The organism is Labrys sp. E2SS-1L, from assembly GCF_057073705.1.
In genome coordinates, this window is sequence record NZ_CP172712.1 from 2,673,732 (window position 1) to 2,695,982 (window position 22,251).

17 protein-coding genes are annotated in these 22,251 nt (G+C 65.3%); 4 read left to right on the top strand and 13 right to left on the bottom strand.

What is annotated here, in order from left to right; genetic code table 11:
• Window positions 1-158: 158 nt before the first annotated feature.
• The 10 genes from ACIGJE_RS12315 to ACIGJE_RS12360 form a co-directional block, all read right to left on the bottom strand.
• Complete coding sequence (locus ACIGJE_RS12315) at window positions 159-1,103, bottom strand: ABC transporter permease (protein WP_415082734.1); 945 nt, start codon at window positions 1,101-1,103, stop codon at window positions 159-161.
• Entirely contained in the window at window positions 1,100-2,155 is a 1,056-nt protein-coding gene (locus tag ACIGJE_RS12320; protein WP_483680166.1) for an ABC transporter permease, read from the bottom strand. The genes ACIGJE_RS12315 and ACIGJE_RS12320 overlap by 4 nt, the downstream gene beginning before the upstream one ends.
• The gene (locus tag ACIGJE_RS12325) at window positions 2,155-3,663 is read right to left on the bottom strand and encodes an ABC transporter ATP-binding protein (RefSeq protein ID WP_367623988.1); all 1,509 of its coding nucleotides are present in this window, start codon (window positions 3,661-3,663) and stop codon (window positions 2,155-2,157) included. The genes ACIGJE_RS12320 and ACIGJE_RS12325 overlap by 1 nt, the downstream gene beginning before the upstream one ends.
• A gap of 187 nt (window positions 3,664-3,850) precedes the next feature.
• Entirely contained in the window at window positions 3,851-4,885 is a 1,035-nt protein-coding gene (locus ACIGJE_RS12330) for a BMP family protein (protein WP_415082738.1), read from the bottom strand.
• A 221-nt stretch (window positions 4,886-5,106) separates the two neighbouring features.
• Window positions 5,107-6,402: an amidohydrolase family protein gene (locus tag ACIGJE_RS12335; RefSeq protein WP_415082740.1), complete on the bottom strand. Its 1,296-nt coding sequence runs from the start codon at window positions 6,400-6,402 to the stop codon at window positions 5,107-5,109.
• Between the two features lie 95 nt (window positions 6,403-6,497).
• On the bottom strand, window positions 6,498-7,418 hold the full coding sequence (locus ACIGJE_RS12340) for an ABC transporter permease (RefSeq protein ID WP_483680167.1): 921 nt from the start codon (window positions 7,416-7,418) through the stop codon (window positions 6,498-6,500).
• Window positions 7,418-8,485: an ABC transporter permease gene (locus ACIGJE_RS12345; protein WP_415082742.1), complete on the bottom strand. Its 1,068-nt coding sequence runs from the start codon at window positions 8,483-8,485 to the stop codon at window positions 7,418-7,420. Before ACIGJE_RS12345 ends, ACIGJE_RS12340 begins: the two co-directional genes overlap by 1 nt.
• Window positions 8,486-8,584: 99 nt before the next feature.
• Complete coding sequence (locus ACIGJE_RS12350; protein ID WP_415082744.1) at window positions 8,585-10,108, bottom strand: ABC transporter ATP-binding protein; 1,524 nt, start codon at window positions 10,106-10,108, stop codon at window positions 8,585-8,587.
• 343 nt (window positions 10,109-10,451) lie between these two features.
• Window positions 10,452-11,546: a BMP family ABC transporter substrate-binding protein gene (locus ACIGJE_RS12355; RefSeq protein ID WP_415082746.1), complete on the bottom strand. Its 1,095-nt coding sequence runs from the start codon at window positions 11,544-11,546 to the stop codon at window positions 10,452-10,454.
• A 62-nt stretch (window positions 11,547-11,608) separates the two neighbouring features.
• Window positions 11,609-12,379: a GntR family transcriptional regulator gene (locus ACIGJE_RS12360; RefSeq protein WP_415082748.1), complete on the bottom strand. Its 771-nt coding sequence runs from the start codon at window positions 12,377-12,379 to the stop codon at window positions 11,609-11,611.
• A 195-nt stretch (window positions 12,380-12,574) separates the two neighbouring features.
• Here ACIGJE_RS12360 and ACIGJE_RS12365 point away from each other — a divergent pair, with 195 nt between their 5' ends.
• From ACIGJE_RS12365 to ACIGJE_RS12380, 4 genes are all read left to right on the top strand, one after another.
• Window positions 12,575-13,441, top strand: a complete 867-nt coding sequence (locus ACIGJE_RS12365; protein ID WP_415082750.1) for an aromatic ring-hydroxylating dioxygenase subunit alpha — start codon at window positions 12,575-12,577, stop codon at window positions 13,439-13,441.
• Window positions 13,442-13,474: 33 nt separating this feature from the next.
• Window positions 13,475-14,380 carry an aromatic ring-hydroxylating dioxygenase subunit alpha gene (locus tag ACIGJE_RS12370; protein WP_415082752.1) on the top strand — a complete coding sequence of 302 codons (906 nt, stop codon included), beginning with the start codon at window positions 13,475-13,477 and terminating at the stop codon, window positions 14,378-14,380.
• Between the two features lie 126 nt (window positions 14,381-14,506).
• Window positions 14,507-16,273, top strand: a complete 1,767-nt coding sequence (locus ACIGJE_RS12375) for a Rieske 2Fe-2S domain-containing protein (RefSeq protein WP_415082754.1) — start codon at window positions 14,507-14,509, stop codon at window positions 16,271-16,273.
• A gap of 144 nt (window positions 16,274-16,417) precedes the next feature.
• On the top strand, window positions 16,418-17,065 hold the full coding sequence (locus ACIGJE_RS12380; RefSeq protein WP_415082840.1) for a glutathione S-transferase family protein: 648 nt from the start codon (window positions 16,418-16,420) through the stop codon (window positions 17,063-17,065).
• 24 nt (window positions 17,066-17,089) lie between these two features.
• Here ACIGJE_RS12380 and ade read toward each other — a convergent pair whose 3' ends face one another.
• From ade to ACIGJE_RS12395, 3 genes are all read right to left on the bottom strand, one after another.
• A complete protein-coding gene (gene ade, locus ACIGJE_RS12385) occupies window positions 17,090-18,880 on the bottom strand; it encodes an adenine deaminase (protein ID WP_415082756.1) in 1,791 nt (596 codons plus the stop codon).
• A 66-nt stretch (window positions 18,881-18,946) separates the two neighbouring features.
• Window positions 18,947-20,350, bottom strand: a complete 1,404-nt coding sequence (locus ACIGJE_RS12390) for an NCS2 family permease (RefSeq protein ID WP_415082758.1) — start codon at window positions 20,348-20,350, stop codon at window positions 18,947-18,949.
• 49 nt (window positions 20,351-20,399) lie between these two features.
• The gene (locus tag ACIGJE_RS12395) at window positions 20,400-22,196 is read right to left on the bottom strand and encodes an adenine deaminase (protein WP_483680168.1); all 1,797 of its coding nucleotides are present in this window, start codon (window positions 22,194-22,196) and stop codon (window positions 20,400-20,402) included.
• Between the last annotated feature and the right edge of the window lie 55 nt (window positions 22,197-22,251).

Below are 22,251 nucleotides of genomic sequence, written 5' to 3' on the forward strand. Positions count from 1 at the left end.
GCATACTCGCCTGCCTCGACCACCTAGCGCATTATGTCGGCATATTCAGGTGTCAAAGAAACGCCCACTTTTTCGACATCGGCCATCGTGCGTCTCCTTCCTTGTAAGGTAGGAAAGTTTCTACCGCCCACAAGCCTTCCGATAAATCCTTGTTGTTCTCAGCGCTCCTCCTTGCGGAAGGGCTTGAGCAGGGCAGCCGGCGCCACCGCGTTGCGCGACATCATCGCCATGGCGACGATGGTGAGCAGGAAGGGCAGCATCAGGAAGATCTGGTAGGGGATATGCCCCAGGCCCACCGCCTGCAGGCGCAGTTGCAGCGCGTCGACGCAGGCAAAGAGCAGGGCGGCACCGGTGGCGCGCAGGGGATCCCAGCGCCCGAACACCACCAGGGCAATGCAGATCCAGCCGCGCCCCGAGATCACGCCGAAGGTGAAGGCGTTGAACTGGGCCATGGTGAGGAAGGCGCCACCAAGGCCCATCAGGGCGCCGCCGAGGATGACGGCCTCGAAGCGGCGTGCGGTGACGCTGATGCCGGCGGAATCGGCGGCACGCGGATTTTCGCCGACCATGCGCAGGCCGAGGCCCCAGGGCGTGCGATAGATCAGGAAGGCGGTCAGGATGACGCCGATCAGCGCGAGATAGACCAGGGCGTATTGCTGGAACAGGATCGGCCCCAGGATCGGTATCTCGGCAAGGCCGGGGATCGGCACAGGCTGGAAGGCGGCGATGGTCGGCGGCGAGGCCTGCTGGCCGAACACCAGGCGATAGAAGAAATAGGCGAGCCCAGAGGCGAACAGGGTGATGCCGATACCCGAGACATGTTGGCTGAGGCCGAGCGCCACCGTCAGCACGGCATGCAGCGCCCCGAGCAGGGCGCCGGTCGCGATGGCGGCGAGGACGCCGAGCCAGGGGCTACCGGTGAAGTAGGCGGCGGTGAAGCCGGTCATGGCCGAGAGCAGCATGATGCCCTCGATGCCGAGATTGAGTACGCCTGATCGCTCCGAGATCAGCTCGCCGAGCGTGGCGAAGATCAGCGGGGTAGCGATGCGCAGGGTCGCCGCGAAAAAACCGACCTGGAAGATCTGTTCGAGGACCAGGTTCATGCTGCGGCCCTCTGATAGCGCAGGCGATAGGAGGTGAACAGCAGCGCGACCAGCATGGTCAGCAGCGAAGTGCCCTGGATGACGTCGGCCAGGAAGACCGGCACGCCGGTGGCGCGCGACATCGCTTCAGCGCCGGTCATCGCCGCCGCGAAGAACAGGGCCGCCGGCACCACGCCGAGCGGATTGAGGCGCGCCAGCATGGCGATCACGATGCCGCTATAGCCATAGCCCGGCGACAGGTCCCCCATCACCTGGAAATGCACGCCGCCCACCTCGCCGACGCCGGCAAGGCCCGCCAGCCCACCCGAAAGCAAGGCGGTGGCGACCAGGATGGCATTGACCTTGATGCCGCCATAGGCCGCCGCCTCGGCATTCTCGCCGGTGACGCGGATGGCAAAGCCCAGCGTGGTGCGCGTGATCAGGAACCAGACGGCCGGCGCCGCGATTAGGGCCGCCAGCACGCCCAGATGCAGCCGTGTGCCCTCGAAGAACACCGGGAAATTGGCGCTGTCCTCAATCGGGGGCGAGATCGGATAGCCCGAGAGCGAATCCTTCCAGGGCCCTTCGATCAAAGCGAGCACACCGAGCAGGATCACCGAATTGAGGAGAAGCGAGGAGACGACGTCGTCGACCTTGAGTTTCACTCGGAGGAGGGCCGGTATCAGCGCGGCGACGCCGCCGGCCAGCGCGCCGGCGAGCGCCATGGCGACATAGGCGAGGGCACTGGGCATCGGAAAGCTGCCGACGAAACAGCTCGCCACCGCGCCGGCCATCAACTGGCCCTCGGCACCGATGTTCCAGAACTTGGTGCGGAAGGCGACGGCGACGGCGAGGCCGGTGAAGATCATCGGTGCGGCCTTCACCAGCGTTTCGGTGAAGGCGTAGAAATCGCCGAAAGCACCCTTCAGCATCAGGCCATAGGCCTCGAAGACATTGGCGCCCGCGAGCATGATCAGGCCGCTGCACAGGACGAGCGCAATCGCGATCGCCAGCACGGGCAGAGCGAGATTCAGCCAAACGGGCGTGGATTGGCGGGGTTCCAGCCTGAGCATCAGTGGGCTCCCGTCATCAAGAGGCCGAGTTTTTCGATCGTGGCTTCGCCGGCGGGCAGGATGCCGGCGACGCGCCCTTCATAGAGCACGGCGATGCGGTCTGAGAGGGTGAGCAGCTCCTCCAGATCCTCGCTGATCACGATCAGGCCGCGCCGGCGGGCACGCAGATCCAGAAAGCGCTCATGCACGAAGCGGGCGGCACCGACGTCGAGGCCGCGCGTGGGCTGGGCCACGATCAGCACCTTCGGATCGAAGGCGAGTTCTCGCGCCAGCAGGGCCTTCTGCATGTTGCCGCCGGACAGCGAGCCGGCCCGCGCCATTGGCCCGGGGCAGCGTATGTCGAAGGCCCGGATCTGTTCCTCGGCGAAGGCCTGGATGGCGCCAGGCTTGAGCAGGCCGCGCGCCGAGAAGGCGGCGGTGCCGACGCGCGGCAGCACCATCGAGTCGGCAAGCGGCAGGGCGGTGACCATGCCCTGGGTCATGCGGTCCTCGGGGATGCGGCCGAGCCCCATCTCCTGCACGCGGCGCGGGCCATAGGGTACGACCTTGGCGCCGGCGATCTTCAGCGTGCCGGCCGAGGGAGCGAGCATGCCGGCGATCACATCCGCCAGGGCGCGCTGGCCATTGCCGGTCACGCCGGCGATGCCGAGGATCTCGCCCTCGCGCACGGAAAGCGAGACGCCGGCAAGCCGCATGCCGCCATGCCGGTCGGTCGAGACATCATCGAGCGACAGGACGACGGCGCCGGGCTCGGAGGCGGGACGTTGCGGCGGCACGATTTCCTGGCCGCACATCAGCCGCGCCATCTCGGACGAGGAAGTCCTGGCGGGTTCGGCGATCGAGCCGACGACGCGGCCATGGCGCAGCACCACGCAGCGATCGGTGATGGCGCGCACCTCGGTGAGCTTGTGCGAGATGAAGATGATGCCGAGGCCCTCGGCCGTCATCGCCCGCAGCGCCTTGAACAGCCCTTCCGCTTCCTCAGGAGCGAGGACGGCGGTGGGTTCGTCGAGGATGAGGAGTCTGGCGCCGCGAAACAGGGCCTTGATCACCTCCAGGCGCTGCTGCTCGCCGACAGCAAGCGAGGACACCGGCCTGTCTGGATCGAGGCGAAGATTGAACTTGGCGGCAATCTCGCCGAGGCGGGCGAGGGCGCCCACCCGGTCGAGCCGCCCGCCCCGTCCCGGCAGGCCGACCAGCAGGTTTTCGAGTACGCTCAGGCGGGGCGCGAGATGAAAGTGCTGGTGCACCATGCCGATGCCGGCGCTGAGCGCGTCGGCAGAATTCTGGATGCGCCTTGCCTGCCCGTCGATCAGGATCTCGCCCTCATCCGCCGCATAGGCGCCGAACAGGATGTTCATCAGCGTGGTCTTGCCGGCCCCGTTCTCGCCGAGCAGGCCGACGATCTCGCCCGGGCGCACCAGGAGATCGACGTCCGCATTGGCCTGCACGGCGCCGAAGCGCTTGGAGATGCCGCGCATCTCGACGAGGGGAGGGGAAGGAGGCATGGGCAAAGATCGGCCTGGATCTACCCTCCCCTGGAGGGGGAGGGTCGGACGAAGTCCGGGGTGGGGTGATGGCCGGCAATAATTTTCTTCCAAACCATCAATGTCGACACCGTCGTTGAGGGGCGCTGGCCACCCCACCCCGACGCTGCGCGTCGACCCTCCCCCTCCAGGGGAGGGTAAATTATGCTCAGTCCGAGACGGGGGTGTTCTCGTCGACGTCGACGCGGAAGGTGCCGGCGAGGATTTCCGCCTTCTTTTTCTCCACCAGTTCCTTCACCTCGGCCGGCAGCAGCTTGTCGAACTTGTGATAGGGCGCGAGCGAGGAGCCGCCCTTGGCCATGCGCGAGAAGTCGCCGTAATCCTGCGCGGTGAACACGCCGGCCCGCACCATCTTGATGGCCTGCTGCACGGTCGGGTACATGTCCCAGACCGGGCCGGTGATCACGGTGTCCGGTCCCTGGTCTGACTGGTCGGACATGTTGGAGATAGCGTAGATCTTCTTTTCCTTGGCCGCGTCGATCACGCCGAAGCGTTCGGCATAGATGACGTCGACGCCGCCGTCGATCTGGGCGATTGCAGCTTCCTTGGCCTTGGGCGGATCGAAGAAGGAGCCGATGAAGGTGATCTTCTTCTTCACCTGTGGATTGGCTTCCTTGGCGCCGGCGAAGAAGGCGTTCACCAGGCGGTTGACCTCGGGAATGCCCATGGCGGCCACGGCGCCGACGGTGTTGGACTTGGTCATCTTGCCGGCGATCAGGCCCGACAGATAGGCCGGTTCGTGGATCCAGTTGTCGAACACGCCGAAATTGGGCTCGGCCGGGCCGGCGCCGGAACCGAACAGGAAGGCGGTCTTGGGGAACTGCTTGGCGGTACGGCGGGATTCGCGCTCGGCCGCGAAGGCATCGCCCATCACCAGCTCATAGCCGCCCTGGGCATATTCACGCATGACACGGCCGAAATCGGCCGCCTGGACCTTCTCGGAGAACTTGTAGTCGATGTCGAGTTCCTTCGCCGCCTTGGTGAGGGCGAGGTGGATCTGCTTGTCCCAGGGCTCCTCGATCGGGGTGGCGAAGATCGCGGCGACTTTCAATTTCTTGCCGGAGGCGGCGAGAGCCGACAGCGGCAGCCCGGCCGCGACCAGGCCGGCGGCGCCGAGCCCGATGAAATGGCGGCGCGACAGGCCTGGTTCCCCCTGAAGCGGGCTGCGATCTCTACGCGACATGTCATTCCCCTCTCTTGTCGGATGAAGATTAAAACGGTTCGAAATACGGGATGGAACGTCTGGTTTGCCAAGCACTTGACGGCTCTTGCCAGAGCAATGTGCCCTTTGGCGTGACGCCTGTCCAGATGGTCAAATCTGAATTGGGGAGCTGGTCTTCAGACCAGCCTTGACCCTTTCGGCCAGTGTCGTGCTTTCGGGCCGGTCTGAAGACCAGCCCCCATTCACCCCGCGGCCTTGGGTGCATAGCTCGCCGGATCGAGGCTGGCGGGACGGTCCGGCAGGTCGAGCGTACTGCGCCGGGCCGGGGTCTGCGCAATCACCTTGCCGCGGCGCACGACGGCGAGGCGGGTGGGGCGCATGCGCACTGCTTCGATCGTATCGGCCGCCTGCAGGATGACGAAATCGGCATGGCAGCCCTTGGCGAGGCCATAATCTTCCAGCCCCATCACCGCGGCGGGCACCGACGTCACCGCCTCGAAGGCCCAGCGTATCGCCTCGCGGCTGGTCATCGGCGCGGCATGCACGGCCATATGGGCGACATCCAGCATGTCAGCGCCACCAAGCCCGTACCAGGGATCCATCACGCAATCCTGGCCGAGCGCCACGGGGATGCCGAGCGCGCGCATCTCGGGAATGCGCATCAGGCCGCGACGCTTGGGATAGGTGTCGTGGCGGCCCTGCAGGGTGATGTTGATCAGCGGGTTGGCGATCGCGAAGATGCCCGCCTCCAGGATCAGCGGCAGCAGCTTTGAGACGTAGTAGGAATCCATCGAGTGCATGGAGGTGAGATGCGAGCCGGCAGCTCGCCGGCCCAGGCCGAGGCGATGAGCCTCCGCCGCCAGCGTCTCGATATGGCGCGAATGGGGATCGTCGCTCTCGTCGCAATGCAGGTCGATCATCAGGCCGCGCTTGGCGGCGATGGCGCACAGGGCCTTCACCGAGGCGGTGCCGTCCTCCATCGTACGCTCGAAATGAGGAATGCCGCCGACCACGTCGACGCCCATGTCGAGCGCCCGCTCCAGGTTCCTGGCGGCGGTAGGTGAACGGTAATAGCCGTCCTGCGGGAAGGCGACGAGCTGCAGGTCGAGATAGGGCTTTACCCTGGCCTTGACCTCGAGCAGGGCTTCCACCGCGAGCAGGCGGTCGTCGCAGATGTCGACATGGCTGCGCACGGCCAGCAGGCCCTGGCTGACGGCAAGATCGCAATAGCGCAGCGCCCGTTCGATCACCGCCTCATGGGTCAGCATGGGCTTGAGCTCGCCCCAGAGCGCAATGCCCTCCAGCAGCGTGCCCGACTGGTTGAGTCGGGGAAGGCCGAGCGACAAGGTGGCGTCCATGTGGAAGTGGCAGTCGACGAAAGGTGGCGCCACCAGATGGCCGCCGGCGTCGATGCGCTGGGCCGCCTCGGCCGCGATGCCCGGCTCGATGGCGGTGATGCGCCCGCCCGAAACCGCGATGTCCTGGCCGGTGCGTCCGTCGGGCAGGGTGGCGTTGGTGACGATGAGGTCGAGCGACATCGGGGCGGTTCCGTTGTAATTCGTTCAGGAGGAAAGGGCGGCAGCCATCATGGGCGGTTTGACGGATTCGGCCAATGAGTCAATCGGTCTTGCCCTCATCCCGCCGGCCTGAACGGCTTGGCCAGCGAGGCTGGGAAATGCAGGGCCAGCATCTGGCGATTGTGCGAGATCAAGACCAGCACCACGATGGTGGCGAGATAGGGCAGGGCCGACAACAGCTCGGACGGCACCGCTATGCCGAGCGCCTGGCCCTGCAATTGCAGGATGGTCATGCCGCCGAACAGCCAGGCGCCGAGCAGCACGCGCAGCGGCCGCCAGGTGGCGAAGACCACCAAAGCCAGCGAGATCCAGCCCTTGCCGGATGTCATGTTCTCGACCCAGAGCGGCGTATAGGCGACGGAGAGATAGGCACCGGCAAGGCCCGCCATCAAGCCGCCGAACAGCACGGCCATGTAGCGAATGCGCACGACCGGATAGCCGATGGCATGCGAGGTCTCCGGCGACTCGCCCATGGTGCGCAGGACCAGGCCGGCCTTGGTGCGATAGAGGAACCAGCTGATCGCCCCGAACAGCACGAAGGCGAGATAGACCATCGCGTCGAAGCGGAAGAACATCGGCCCGACCATCGGAAGCTGCGAGAGCACGGGGATGTCGAGCGGCTTCAGGGCCTCGATCGGGGCGCTGCCGAAATTACGCCCGACAAAGGCGGAGACGCCGGAACCGAAAATGGCGAGCGCCAGGCCGGCGGCATATTGGTTGGTGAGGAAGGTGAGAGCGAGGACGCCGAACAGCAGCGAGGCCGCGGCGCCGGCCAGCGCGCCGATCAGGATGGCGACGGGCATGGGCATACCAGCCATCACCGCCCAGAAGGCGAAGGCGGCGCCCATCAGCATCATGCCCTCGATGCCCAGGTTGAGGACGCCGGATTTCTCCACCACCAATTCGCCGAGTGCGGCATAGATCAGCGGCGTGGCGGCGATGATGGTGCCGGTGAAGATCGCGATGAACAGATCCATCAGGCATGCTCCCGCACGGGGCTGAACCGGTAGAAGATGAAGAAATCCGCAGCGAGCAGGAAGAACAGCAGGATGCCCTGGAAGATGCGGGTGAGCGAGGAGGACAGGCCGATGGTGAGCTGCACGCTTTCGCCGCCGAGGAAGAGAAGCGACATCAACAACCCGCCGAGCACGATGCCGAAGGCGTTGAGCCGGCCGATGAAGGCGACGATGATCGCCGCAAAGCCATAGCCGGGCGAGATCTGCGGGGACAATTGCCCGAGCGGCCCGGACAGTTCGGCCATGCCGGAAATGCCTGCGGCCGCGCCGCCGGCGAGCAGGCCTGTCCATACCGCCGCGGATTCGCGGAAGCCGGCATAGCGGGCGGCAAGCGGAGCCGCGCCGCTCACCGACATCTTGTAGCCGAGGAAGCTGCGATCGGTGAACAGCCACATCGCGATCACGCCGATCACGGTGAGGATCACAGAGGTGTTGAGGCGATAGGCATCGTCGAAGACCGGAAACATCGCGGCAGGCGGCAACAGGGCCGTTTGCGGATAATTGAAGCCGGCGGGATCGCGCCAGGGACCATGCACCAGCCAGGACAGCAGCAGGCCGGCGATATAGGTGAGCATCAAGGTGACCAGGATCTCGTTGGTGTTCATCCACGCCCTGAGGAAGGCGGGAATCGCGGCCCAGGCCATGCCCGCCAGCGCACCGGCCAGGATCATCAGCGGCAACAGCAGCCGGCTTTCCGGATCGGGATAGAACAGGCCGACGCCGCAGGCGGCGATCGCCCCGATGATCAATTGGCCCTCCGCGCCGATATTCCAGACATTGGCGCGGAAGCCGACGGCGAGACCGCAGGCGATCAGGATCAGGGGCGAGGCCTTCAAGAGCCATTCCGATACGCCGTTCATCGAATTCAGCGGCGCGATGAAGAAGGCGTGCAGGGTCTGGAGCGGATCCTGGCCCAGCGCCGCGAACAGGATCGAGCCGACCAGCAAAGTGAGCAAGGCCGCGACCAGGGGCGCGGCGAGGCGCATGGCGGTGGATGGTTCGGGTCTTTGTTCAATCTTGAAGCGCAACGGAACTGCTCCCGCTCAAGCAAAGCGCGTTCATGGCTGAACGCTCGTTTGCTTTAACTCTTTGTTTCGACGCGTCTTTGCGATTCTTGGTGACACCGTCTACTCGCAAAACGCTTTAGTCTGGCTCTGGCCGCCGATGCGGGTCATGAGCAGGCCGACCTCCTCACGATTGGTTTGGCTCCGGACGAGGGGCGGCGAGACCCGCCCCTGGCAGATCACCAACAGCCGGTCGCAGATCTCGAAGAGTTCGTCGAGTTCCTCGGAAATCACCAGCACGGCGGCACCGGCGCGGCTGAGATCGATCAAGGTCTGGTGGATGAAGGCGGCCGCGCCGACATCGACCCCCCAGGTCGGCTGGGAAACCAGGAACAGCTTCGGGGCCAGCGCGATTTCCCGCCCGACGATGAATTTCTGCAAATTGCCGCCCGACAGGCTGCGTGCGCTGGCTCGCGGGCCGCTCGCCTTGACCTTGAATGTCTCGATGACGCTGCCGGCAAAGCCCATTGCCCGCTTGCGGTCGACAAGGCCATGGCGCACCAGCTCCTTGCCATGGGCCGTCAGCACGGCGTTCTCCCATAGGGCGTGCGGCGGCACGGCACCACGGCCGAGCCTTTCCTCCGGCACGAAGGCGAAACCGCGCCGGCGCCTGGCGGCGGCGTCGAGCCGGCCGACCGGCTGCCCGCCGAAATGGATGGCCTCGTGATCGGCGACAGGCCGCTCGCCGCTGAGGGCGGCGATCAGCTCGGCCTGGCCATTGCCCGAGACACCGGCCAGGCCGACGATCTCGCCGCCATGCACCTCGAAGCCGACGTCATGCAGGGCGACGCTACCCTTGCCGGATGGCACCGACAGGTCGCGCACCCTGAGGATCGGTTCGCCGCTGCGCGTCGAGGGCGTGACTTTCATCTCGGGCAGGGCCGAGCCGACCATCAGCCGAGCCAGCTCCACCGAGGTGCTCTGCTTGGGCTTGGCGGTACCGGTCACCCGGCCGTTGCGCAGTACGGTGGCGGAGTCGCAAAGCGCCTGCACCTCGTCGAGCTTGTGACTGATATAGAGGATGCTGCAGCCCTCCGCGGCGAGCTGGCGCAGTGTCTCGAACAGTTTCACCACCGCCTGCGGCGTGAGCACCGAGGTCGGCTCGTCCAGGATCAGGAGCTTGGGCGTGCGCAGGAGGCAGCGCACGATTTCGACACGCTGGCGTTCGCCGACCGAGAGGTCGTGCACCCGGCGCCAGGGATCGATCGGCATGCCGTAGCGTTCCGACAGCGCCGTGATCTGCCCGGCAAGCTCGTCCAGCCGGAAAGGGCCGGGAGCGCTGAGGGCTATGTTCTCGACGACGGTGACGGACTCGAACAGGGCGAAATGCTGGTAGACCATCTCGATGCCGAGGGCGCGCGAGCTTGCCGGGTCATGCGCCTCGATCAGCCTGCCGTCGCAAAGGATCTCGCCGGAATCGGCCTGGGCCGCACCGTAGATGATCTTCATCAGCGTCGATTTGCCGGCACCGTTCTCGCCCAGCACCGCATGGATTTCGCCGGGCAGGATCGAGAGGCAGATGCCGTCATTGGCAACGACGCCGGGATAGGTCTTGGTGATGTCGCGCAGTTCGAGACGCGGGGTCATGGCCGGTCCTGCATTGGGAATGGAAACTGTGGGGATGCGGGAAGGAACAGAAGCTGGATCTACCCGCGCTCCCCCAGAGAGGCGCAACTATCCTTCTCCACGAAGTGGGGAAGGTGCCCAAACGAAGTTTGGGCGGATGGGGTGTAGCGGGCAGTGCACCGGACATAACGAGGTGGCATCACGGTCGAGCAGCCCAGGAACGGTTGTCACACTGCCCGCCACACCCCTCCCGACCCGACTTTGTCGGACCACCCTCCCCAGCTGCGCTGGAGAGGGCAAATCGTGCCCTTATCGGCCCGGCCGAGCGGGGTGCATTCTGTCTCGGAGGGATCGGATTCTCTCCTCACCCGAGCTTGCCGATCATGCCCTTGACGAACCAGTTCATGCCGCGAATCTCGGCATCCGTGGCCACCGCACCGGCCGCGACCTTGACATTGCCTGCCTGGTCCTTGAGCTCGCCGGCATAGGGGTGGAGCTTGCCCGAGCCGATATCGGCCTCCAGCTGCTTGAGCTTGGTGACCACGTCAGAGGGAATGGCCTCGTTGTAGGGCGCCATCTTGACCACGCCGCCGGCCAGGCCGTCCCAGCGGGCCTCGGGCTTCCAATTGCCATCGGCCACGCCTTTTGCCGCGCGCACGTAGTCGCTCGACCAGTCCATCGTGAAGGCGGTGAGCTGCTTGCCGGAGCCGAACTTGGCCATGTCGCTGGCATAGCCGATCGACCAGGCGCCGCCTTCGCCGGCGACCTGCACGCCGGTCGCCGTATCGGTCATCGAGCAGATCACGTCGCAGCCCTGCGACAGCAGGGTCTTGGCCGCTTCCTTCTCCTTGCCGGGGTCGAACCAGGAATTGAGGAAGATCGCATTGCAGGTGATCTCGGGCTTCACGCTCTGGGCGCCGAGCAGCAGGGCATTGGCGGGGCCCACGATGTCGGGGATCGGGAAGCCGCCGATGAAGCCGATCTTGCCGGATTTGCTCATATGGGCGCCGGCGGCGCCGGCGACGAAGGTGCCCTCGTAATATTTGGCTTCGAAGGTGCCGAGATTGGCCAGGTGCACGATGCCCGAGCAATGCTCGAAGGCGATCTTGGGGAAGCGCGGCGCCACCTTCTGCAGCGGCGTGCCATGTGAGAAGCTGGTGCCGAAGATCAGCTTGTTGCCCGAGGAGGCGAGTTCACGGAAGACGCGTTCGGCGTCCTGCGGCATGAAGATGTTGTCGATGACGGTGATCGCGACCTTGTCGCCGAATTCCTTCTTGATCGCTTCCACGCCGAGGCTGTGCTGCTTGGTCCAGCCGATATCGGCGATGGGCGAGACGTAGACGACACCGATCTTGAGCGGCTCATCCGCATAAGCGCGGCTCGCAAAGCTCCCGGTTCCCAGGGCAGCGCCGGCCATGCCGGAATATTGCAGGAATTTGCGCCTCGTCAGGTCGATCATGATGGCAGTCCTCTGTTGGCTCGGTGATTGCCCGGCTTGTCGCCGAGTCTGTATGGAAGTGTCTATTTCGAAGTGTGGCTGTGGCGATGTTTTGCCGACTCACCATTGCTTTTCTGGGCAGTTTCGCGCCGGGTTCGCAAAGCTTCGCCGGCTTTCGGTTCCAGATAAGGCTCCAGGGCTTCGCGGGGTGATAGCTCCGGGAAGACCTGTCGGTCCATGATGTAGCCGCGCACCACGCTGCGGTGATGGGTATCGATCAGCTCCATCGCCTGTTTGAGGCGGCCCTTTTCGAGCAGGTCGATCACCCGCGAATGGTCGTCGATCAGGTTGCAATAGTCGAAATCGGCGGTGACCAGCGAGCGCAGCAGCGTGGTCCGGCGAACGAGCTGGGCATGAATGTCCTGCATCACCTTGTTGCGGCTGAGGCGGACGAAGATCGTGTGGAACTCCTGCCCGAGAACGTCCGCCAGGGCATCGTTGCCGGCCGCGATGGCCTGGCGCTGGCGTTCGACGTGCTGGCGCAGTTCGGCCCAGCCGGCCGGGCCCAGCCGGTCGCTGAGCTGGGCCGCCACGCCCTGTTCGACCAGGGTCAGCGCGTCGTAGATTTCCAGCGCTTCCTGCATGCCGGGACGGGCGACGAAGGCACCGCGATTGCGCTCGATCTGGGCGAGGCCGTCATCGGCGAGCCGGATCAGGGCCTGGCGCACCACGATGCGGCTGACGTCGAAGATTTCGGCGAGCTCCCGTTCGCCGAGCTTGCAGCCGGGCACCAGCCGGTGCTCGATGATGGCCCGGGTCAGGATGTCGGCGATCGCCTGCGAGCGGCTGCTCATGCCCATTATCTCCCGCGCCGGCAGCACGGCATGTCCAAACTGCCTGCATCATATCGGTATTCAATCCTCTCGCCCTGTCAATCAAGAATCCTTCTTTGTCGTGCAATTTTTAATTGATTGATATCCAATCCTGTGGTTCCAATGCCCGTAACAGAGCTAGGTTCATGGGGAAGAGCTAGCCGAGGGGAGGGTGCGATGAGCCAGGCAACCCTTTGTAGCGACCAAGTTCTTCTGAACGACTGGCATGTGATTGCCGACCTGACGAACCTGATACCCGGTAAGCCCGTCCAAACCCGCCTGCTGGGTGTGGCGCTGGATCTTCGCAGTGGCGACGGCGCCGATTGGCGGGTTGTCCGCGAGGATGATGGGCGCACGGTCGCCTCAACCTGCCGCTATGGTTTTCTGTGGGCCTGCCTGGGCGTGCCGGAGCGCGACATTCCGTGCGTGCCGGAGGCCGAGGAGGGGGACCGCTATTTGGTGACCGGCGGCTCCATCGCCGTCCGTGCCTCCGGGCTGCGGGCCGTCGAGAACTTCCTCGATCTGGGCCATCTGCCCTTCGTGCATGCGGGTACCCTGGGTGAAGAGCCGCATACCGAAGTGGCGCCCTACAATGTGCGCGTTACCGAGGCTGACGAGATCCTGGCGACCGAATGCAAATTCTTCCAGCCTTTTGCCTCGCCATCCGCGCAAGGCGGCTTTACGGTCGACTATGTCTACAAGGTGATCCGGCCCTATACGGTGGCGCTCTACAAGAGCAATTCCATACACAAGCATCGCTCGGACGTGATCGTGCTGTTCGTCCAGCCGGTGGACGAGGAGAATTGCGTCGCTCATCCGCTGCTCTGCTATGTGAAGGACGGCACCGGCGAGGCCGCCATCCGCGGCTTCATGCAGTTGATCTTCGCCCAGGACAAGCCGATCCTGGAGAACCAGCTGCCCAAGCGCCTGCCGCTCGATCCGCGCGCCGAGACGCCGATCCGGGCCGACGCCGTCTCCGTCCATTACCGGCGCTGGCTCAGGGACCATGCGGTCTCCTACGGCGCCATTCCGGCGCGGCTTTGAAGCCTTGCGCCCCGAGATTCAAGAGGAAGAGCCATGACGCAGACACGATGCAAGGATCCGGTGACCCTCAATCTGTGGCACCCGCTTGCGGCAATTGTCGAAATGCCCGTCGGCAGGGTGGCGGAGACCGTGCTGCTGGAGGAAAGGCTCGGCTATGCCGTCGACGAGCAGGGTAACGCCGCGGCCTGGCGGGTCCGGCCCGGCCTTCGTCAGGGGGGCAGCGTCGATATCGCGAGCCTGGAGGACACCCTTCCGGTCAAGCTTGCCTATGGCTATCTCTGGACCTCACTCGGCACGCCGCCGGCCGAGCTCTTTCCCATCCCGGAATTCGCCGAACCCGATCGCCGCCGCCTCAATGCCGCGACCGTGGGCGTCAATGTCTCGGCGCCGCGCGCCATCGAGAACTTCCTCGACATGGGCCACTTTCCCTATGTCCACACCGACATCCTCGGCGCCGAGCCGCATACCGAGGTGAAGGAATATGACGTCGAGATCTCGGTCGAGCGCGACGAGATCCTGGCGACGCGCTGCCGCTTCTTCCAGCCGATGGCTTCGACCGTCTCGACCGGCGGTGCCGATGTCGACTATGTCTACCGCGTGCCCCATCCCTTCTGCTCGGTGCTCTACAAATCGAGCCCGGCCGACGAGAGTCGGCGCGACGTCATCGCCGTCTTCCTGCAGCCGGTCGACCAGGAGCATGTCCGCGCCCACATGATGCTGTGCGTCCTCGACGAGGAGAACGAGGACAAGGTGATCAAGCGCTTCCAGCAGACCATCTTCGGGCAGGACAAGCCGATCCTCGAAAACCAGTTCCCCAAGCGCCTGCCGCTCGATCCCAGGGCCGAAACGCCGATCCGCGCCGACAAGTCGGCGATCGCCTATCGCCGCTGGCTCAGCCAGAAGGGCGTGACATATGGCGTCATCCCGGCTGCGACCTGACGACAAGAGCAAAGCGCGTTCAGGCGTGAACGCCTATTTGCTCTCGCTTTTTGTTTCGACGCGTCTTTGCGGTTCGACGTGACGACGTCTCATCGCAAAACGCTTTGCTGAATTCCGGAGACCACCATGTTCGAGACCGCCAAGACCCGCTGGCATCCCATTGCCGCGTCTCACGACCTGCCGTTCCGCCATGTCTTCCATGGCCAGTTGCTCGGCCGCGAATTCGCCGTCTGGCGCGCCGATGACGGCTACGTCAACATCTGGGAGAACCGCTGCCTGCATCGTGGCGTGCGCCTGTCCATCGGCATCAATGACGGGCGGGAGCTCAAATGCCAGTATCATGGCTGGCGCTATTCCAACCGCACGGCGGGCTGCACCTATATCCCGGCCCATCCGGCCGATGCCCCGGCGCGCACCATCACCAACCGCACCTTCGCCTCGATCGAGCGCTACGGCTTGATCTGGTCGGCGGAGGAACTGCTCGGCGAGGTGCCGGAGATCACCGGTCTTTCGGAAGGCAACCTCCTCGCCCTGCGCGGCATCCCGGTGAATGCCCCGCCAGAATTCGTGGCGGAAGGGCTGAAGGCCTATCGCTTCCAGCCGAGCGATGCCTTGGCCGGCACATCGGCCGAGACGGTAGCCGAGGCCGCCGATGGGTTGAGCGTGGCCTTGCGCGCCAAGGAGGGCGAGCATTTGACCCTGGCGGTCTTCTTCGTGCAGCCGGTCGATTCCAACCGCTCCGTCATCCGGGGCGTGCTCGATGCCATCCCGGAAGGGCCTGCACGGCTGGCGGTGCTGCGCCATCACAATGAGCTCCTGTCGAAATTGCGCGACAGGTTGGAGCGCGAAGCGGCTGCCCGGCCGACGCCGACGCCCCTGGAGGCGGTGATCGAACGCGTCTCGCCCGAGCTTGCCGAGATGCCCGAACTCGCCGCCCATGGGCGCAAGGCCACCATTCGCGTCGAGGTGGCACGCAAATGGCAGGCGGCCGATGGCATTGCCGGTTTCGAGCTGCGTCCGGTGAAGGGCCTGCTACCGACCTTCCAGCCTGGCGCCCATATCGACGTGCACCTGCCCAACGGCCTGATCCGCCAATATTCCATCACCAACGGCCCCGGCGAGGCCGACCGCTATGTCATCGGCGTCAAGCTGGAGCGCGAGTCCAAGGGCGGCTCGGCCTGCCTGCATGACAGCGTGCGGGAAGGGGACGTGCTGGCGATTTCCGATCCGCGCAACAATTTCCCCCTGCGCCGGGATGCTTTGAAGACCATCTTCATCGCCGGCGGCATCGGCGTGACCCCGATGCTGGCCATGGCTCAGGCGCTGTATCACCAGGGGCTGGCGCATGAGTTCCATTATTTCGCACAGAACGAGGCACAGCTTGCCTTCCGCGATCGGCTGGAGCTGTTGAAGGCAACGCTGGTGCCGCATCTCGGGCTCGGCCCGGAAGCGACGGCGGCCAAGCTGCGCGAAATCCTCGGGGCCTATGATGGCGACACGCATCTCTATCTCTGCGGCCCGGGACCGATGCTGGAGGCGGCCCGCGCCATCGCCGCAGAGCTCGGCTGGCCGGAAGAGGCGGTACATTTCGAGTATTTCAAGAACACCAAGGAGATCGACGATAGTTCCAGCTTCGAGATCGCTTTGGCGCGCTCGAACATGACGCTGAAGGTGCCGGCCGGGCGCACCATTCTTGAAGTCATGCGCGAGGCCGGTATCGACATGCCGTCCTCCTGCGAGCAGGGCGCCTGCGGCACCTGCCTGTGCTCGGTGATCGAGGGCGAGCCCGATCACCAGGACGTCTATCTCACCGAAGCCGAGAAGAAGTCGGGCACCAAGATCATGACCTGCGTGTCGCGTGCCAAATCCGCCCGCCTCATTCTCGATCTCTAGCGCAACGATAATTTTTGTAGCCGTCATTGCGAGCGTAGCGAAGCAATCCAGTCTCTCGAGTGCGGCTAAGCCTGGATTGCTTCGCTACGCTCGCAATGACGAAACACTACTCTTCCTGCAAGACTGCAATTCTGGGATATGACCGTGATCAAGCTCTACGACTACGAACTCTCGGGCAATTGCTACAAGCTGCGCCTGCTGATGGGCATCCTCGGCATCCCCTATGAAACCGTGCCGGTCGATTTCTATCCCGGCCGCGAGCACAAGTCGGACTGGTTCCTCAGGATCAATCCGCTCGGCCAATTGCCGGTGATCGAGGATGACGGGCTGGTGCTGCGCGACGCCCAGGCCATCATGGTCTATCTCGCCGCCCAATATGACGCTGGGGGCAGCTGGTATCCGCGCGATAATCCGGCCTTGCTCGGCGAGATCAGCCAGTGGCTGGCCTTCGCCGACGGCATCACCGCCACGGCTTCGGCGGCGCGGCTGCATGATGGCCTGTTCTACGAGCTCGACGTCGAGGCGGCGCGGGCCGGCGCCCACCGCCTGTTCCGCATCCTCGACGAGCATTTGTGGTTCGGCGAGCAGGAAAAGCGCGACTGGCTGTGCAGCGCGCCCCAGCCGACCATCGCCGACATTGCCTGCTTTCCCTATGTGATGCTGTCGGAGGAGGGCGGCATTCCCCGCCAGGACTATCCGGCGATCCGCCGCTGGGCCGACAGGGTCAAGCGCATCCAGGGCTTTTCGGTGATGTCCGGTGTCTTCCCCGCCGGTCCGGCGAAGGCGGCGTGACCGGCACGCCGCTTTCGGTTTGCGTCACCCCTCCACCAGCACCGAGGTCTTGGCGAATCGGGTGACGTCGATCAGGCCCTTGTCGGAGATGCGCAGCTCCGGGATGACCACCAGCGCCAGCAGCGAGTGCTGCATATAGGCGTTGTTGAGCGTGCAGCCGCAGGCGCGCATCGCCTCGACCAGCCGGCCCGCCTTCCCGGCCACGATCTCCGCCCGCTCGTCCGACATCAGCCCGGCCACGGGCAGTTCGACCAAAGCGAGTTCGCGGCCCTCGCTGATCATCACGATGCCGCCGCCGACCTCTCCGAGCCGATTGGCAGCCAGCGCCATGTCGCTTTTGTTGGTGCCCACCACGATCATGTGATGGCTGTCATGCGCCACGGTGGAGGCCATGGCGCAGTCCCTGGTGTAGCCGAAGCCGGACACGAAGGCGTTGACCACCTCGCCCGTGGCGCGGTGGCGCTCGACCAGGGCGATCTGGCAGACATCATTGGCCCTGTCCATGCCGACGATGCCGTCCTCGACCGGCAGCGTCCTTTCCAGCGCCTTGGTGGGCGCCTGGTTCTCGACCACGCCGATCACCCGGGCCGTGACCTCGGAGGCGCCGGGCGCGGCGATGTCGAAATCCCCGGCCTCCAGGCGCTTGCCGAGCCGAACCGTGTTGCAGGCACTGTCCGGATAGGCGTAGCGCGGGATCTCCGCCGTCAGCGCCCCATGCTCGGCCAGCAGCTCTCCGCGGGCGTACACCATCTCGACAGGGAGGGCCGCAAGGTCGGAGCTGATGATGAGATCGGCGCGGCGGCCCGGCGCGATCGAACCGAGCTCGCGTTCGAGGCCGAAATGCTGCGCGGTGTTGAGCGTCGCCATCTGGATGGCGGTGACGGGCTTCAGGCCCTGGGCGATGGCATGGCGCACCACCCGGTTCATATGGCCGTCATTGACGAGCGTGCCGGAATGGCTGTCGTCAGTGCACAGGATGAAGTTGCGCGGATCGAGGCCGCGCTCGGTGATCGCCTTGACCTGCGCGGCGACGTCGTACCAGGCCGAGCCGAGGCGCAGCATGGCGCGCATGCCCTGGCGCACCCGGGCGATGGCGTCGTCCACCGTGGTGCCCTCGTGATCGTCGGCCGGGCCGCCAGCCGCATAGGCATGGAAGGCGCGGCCGAGATCGGGGGAGGCATAGTGGCCGCCCACGGTGAGGCGGGCCGCCTGGGTCGCTGCGATCTCCGCCAGCATCTTGGCATCGTTCGAGGCGACGCCAGGGAAATTCATCATCTCGCCGAGGCCGATGATGTTGGGCCAGGACAGGGCCTGTTTGACGTCATCGGCGCTGAGTTCGGCACCGGCGCGCTCCAGCCCGGGCGCGCTCGGCACGCAGCTCGGCACCTGCACAAGGATGTTGATCGGCAGGCTTTGCGCCTCGTCGTTCATCAGCTTGACGCCCGGCAGGCCGAGCACATTGGCGATCTCGTGCGGATCGATGAACATGGTCGTGGTGCCATGCGGGATGACGGCGCGCGCGAACTCGGTCACCGTGACCAGGCCGCTCTCGACATGCATGTGGCCGTCGCACAGGCCCGGCACGAGATAGCGCCCGGCGGCGTCGACGACCCTGGTTTCGGGGCCGATGGCGTGGCCGGCATCCGGGCCGACATAGGCAAAGCGCCCGGCCGAAACGGCGATGTCGGTTCCCGGCACGATCTCGCCGGAATAGACGTTCACCCAGCGCCCGTTGCGGATGACCAGATCGGCCGGCGTGCGGCCCATGGCGACGTCGACCAGCCGGGGCGCGATTTCAGACCAGGGCTTCAGCATGTCCTGCTGTCCTTTCAATTCGAAGAAGTGACGGGCGGGCGTCGAGGCACCCGCCCGCGCGGATCGTCAGGCCTGCACCTGCAGCACCAGCATGGCCGCGAGCACCGCCATGAACCACATCACCGGCCTCACTTCGCCCGGCTTGCCGGCGAGAAGCTTGAGCAGGACATAGGCGATGACCGCGAGCGACAGGCCGAGCGTGATCGAGAAGGTGAGGGGGATCAGCACGATGGCGAGGAAGGCCGGGATGGCGTCTTCCATGCTCGACCATCGGATGCGGCCCATCGGCTCGGACATGAACAGGCCGGTGAGGATCAGCACCGGCGCCGTGGCGATGGCCGGGACCAGGGAAAGCAGCGGCGACAGGAACAGGAAGGGCAGGAAGAGCAGGCCCGAGACCAGCGCGACCAGGCCAGTGCGGCCGCCCTGGGCGATGCCGGCGCCCGATTCCAGATAGACCGTGGCCGGGCTGGTGCCGAGCGGCGCCGAGATCAGCGCGGCGACGGCGTCGACATGCATCGACTGCTTGACGTTGCGCGGCATGCCGTTCTCGTCCTTGAGGTCGGCAGCTTCGGCCAGGCCGAGGAAGGTCGACAGCGCCTCGACGAAATTCGTGAACAGGAACACGAAGATGAAGGGCGCATAGGCAAATTGCAGGGCGCCGAGCAGATCGATCTTGCCGACGAAGCTGAAATCGGGGGCGGCGGTCAGCCCGCTCCAGTTGACCAGCGTGTGCAGATCGGGCGTGCCGGCATTGAAGGCGGCGCCATCGCCCCACCAGCGCCCGATCGGGATGGCGAGAAGGGTGGTGGTGATCATGCCGAGCATCATGGCGCCGGGCAGCCGGCGCACCACCAGCGCGACCGTGACGATGAAACCAGCGATGAAGGTGAGCGTCACCGGCGAGAAATGGGTGAGCCCGACGATGGTGTCGGCATTCGAGACGATGAACTTGGCATTGACCAGGCCGATCAGGGCGATGAACAGGCCGATGCCGCAGGCGATGCCATAGCGAAGGTCTGCCGGTATCGCCTCGATCACCGCCGTGCGCAGGTCGAGGATCGCCATGATGGTGAAGAGCACGCCAGCCCACAACACGCAGCCGAGCGCGATCTCCAGCGGCACCTTGGCGCCGAGCACCATCGTATAGGTAAAGAGCGCGTTGATACCCATGCCGGGCGCCACCAGGATCGGGCTGCGGGCATAGAGCCCCATGGCGCAGCTGCCGATGAAGCTGACCAGCACGGTGGCGGTGACGCCGGCCGAGAACGGAATTCCGGCCGGCAGCAGGATCGCGGGATTGACGACGATGACGTAGGAAGCCGCCAGGAAGGTCGTCAGCCCGGCCAGGATCTCGGTGCGAACCGTCGATCCGAAGTGCGATATCCGGAAATAGCGGTCGAGCGCGGCGGCGAGCCAGGATTGGCCCTGGCCCGTTCCCCTTGCCTCGACATCGGTTTGATAGCCCATTTCTCTTCCCCTCAGGATTATTGTCGTTATGGAGCTGGGCAGGGGCCGTCTATGCCGCTGCCCCGATGTCGCTGCCCGCCGCTTGGATCATTGGCGAGATCACCTTCAGATTGACGCAATCGACCACGCCGAGATCGGTGATCGCGTAGTCGGGAATCGCCGTGATCTGCAGCACGAACATGTACATGAACGGCCAGGGCAGGTCGCAGCCCAGGCTCCGCACCGCGTCGTCGAGCCGCAATTCCTTCTCGGCCATTGCCTGAGGCTCGATATCCGCCACGATGCCGCCGATCGGCAGATGCAGGAATTCGAGCACCTTGCCGTCGCGCACCACCACCTGGCCGCCCTGGTTGGCGATGAGATGGTTGATGGCAACGGCCATGTCTTCTGGATTGGTGCCGATGCAGATGATGTTGTTGTCGTCGGGCGCGGTGGAGCTGGCCATGGCGCCGGCCTTCAGGCCGAAGCCCGAAGTGAAGGCAACGGGGCGGTTGCGCGTCTTGCCGTAGCGCTCGACCACGGTGATGTACTGCACGTCCTGGCCGATATCGGCTTGCACACGCCCGTCCTTCACCGGCAGCGTCACGTCGCGCCGCGTGCGCACGAAGATCTTCTCGGGCGTGACCGCGATCGCCAGGACGTCGGCGCTGTCGCCGGCGCCGGTGACGGGCACCACGATCTCCTCGGGCTTGACCGGCTCGAGCTTGATCGAGTGCAGCAGCGCCTCGCTACGCGGCGGCGGCGCGAGCTCCACGGCCATCCTGCCGTCGCGCGCCGCCAGGGCACCCTTGGCGATCACCGCTTCGATCTTGAAGTCGCGCAGGTCGTTGACCAGCAGGATATCGGCGGCACGGCCCGGCGAGATCGAGCCGACCTTGTCGTCGATCCTCAGCGCATCGGCGCCATTGATCGTTGCCATCTGGATCGCCGCCATCGGCGAGATGCCCATGGCGATCGCCATACGGACCATGTTGTCGAGATGGCCGCGGGCCAGGATGTCGCTGGCGACGACGTCGTCGGTGCAGAAGCTGATGCGGCGCAGTGCCTTCACGCCCATTTCGGTGACGATGCGCAGATTGTCGGACAGGAAGTGCGAGATCGAGGATTCGCGCACCACCACATGCATGCCGGCGCGCAGTTTCTCCAGCATCTCCTCGGGCGTGTAGCTCTCATGGTCGGCGCGCACGCGGGCCTGCTGATAGGCGTCGAGCCGGGCGCCGCGCGTCATCGGGCAGCAGCCGAGCAGAGGCAGGCGGCTGGCCTCGGCGATCTCGATCGCCTTGAGCACGTCGGCATCTTCTTCCTGGATGAACTCGCGCACCGTCTCCCAGATGCCGACGCATTCCGGCCAGTGATGGGTGGCGAGGTGATCCTGCGGGCCGAAATAGTGCCCGACGGTGGAGCGGGGCATGGTGTAGGGCGTCTTGCAGGGTGCGCCCCAGAACACTTTCAGCGGGGTCTGCCGCGCCTCGTCGAGGAATTCGCGGGCCGCGGCCGGGCCGCCCACCACGATGATCTGGTCGAGACCCGTGACGATCGAGGTGGTGCCGAGTGGCACCACGGCCTTGGCGAAGCTGGTGATCGAGAGCTTGGAGCATTCGACATGCAGATGCCCGTCGATCATGCCCGGGCAGAGATATTTGCCGCTGGCATCGACGATCTCGGTCTCGGGCCCGATATGGTCGGCGATGTCGCCCACGGCGATGATGCGATCGCCGAGAATGGCGATGTCGGCCTTGTAGATCTCCTCCGATACCACATTGATCAGCCGGCCGCCTCGAACCGCCAGGCTCGCCTTGGCGCCATGGCCCGACGCGGCGCGAATGAACTCCCGTATATCCGTCACTGAAACCTCCCTGGATTGGAAGGGAGTATTCCGGCCATCGATCGTTTACACAACT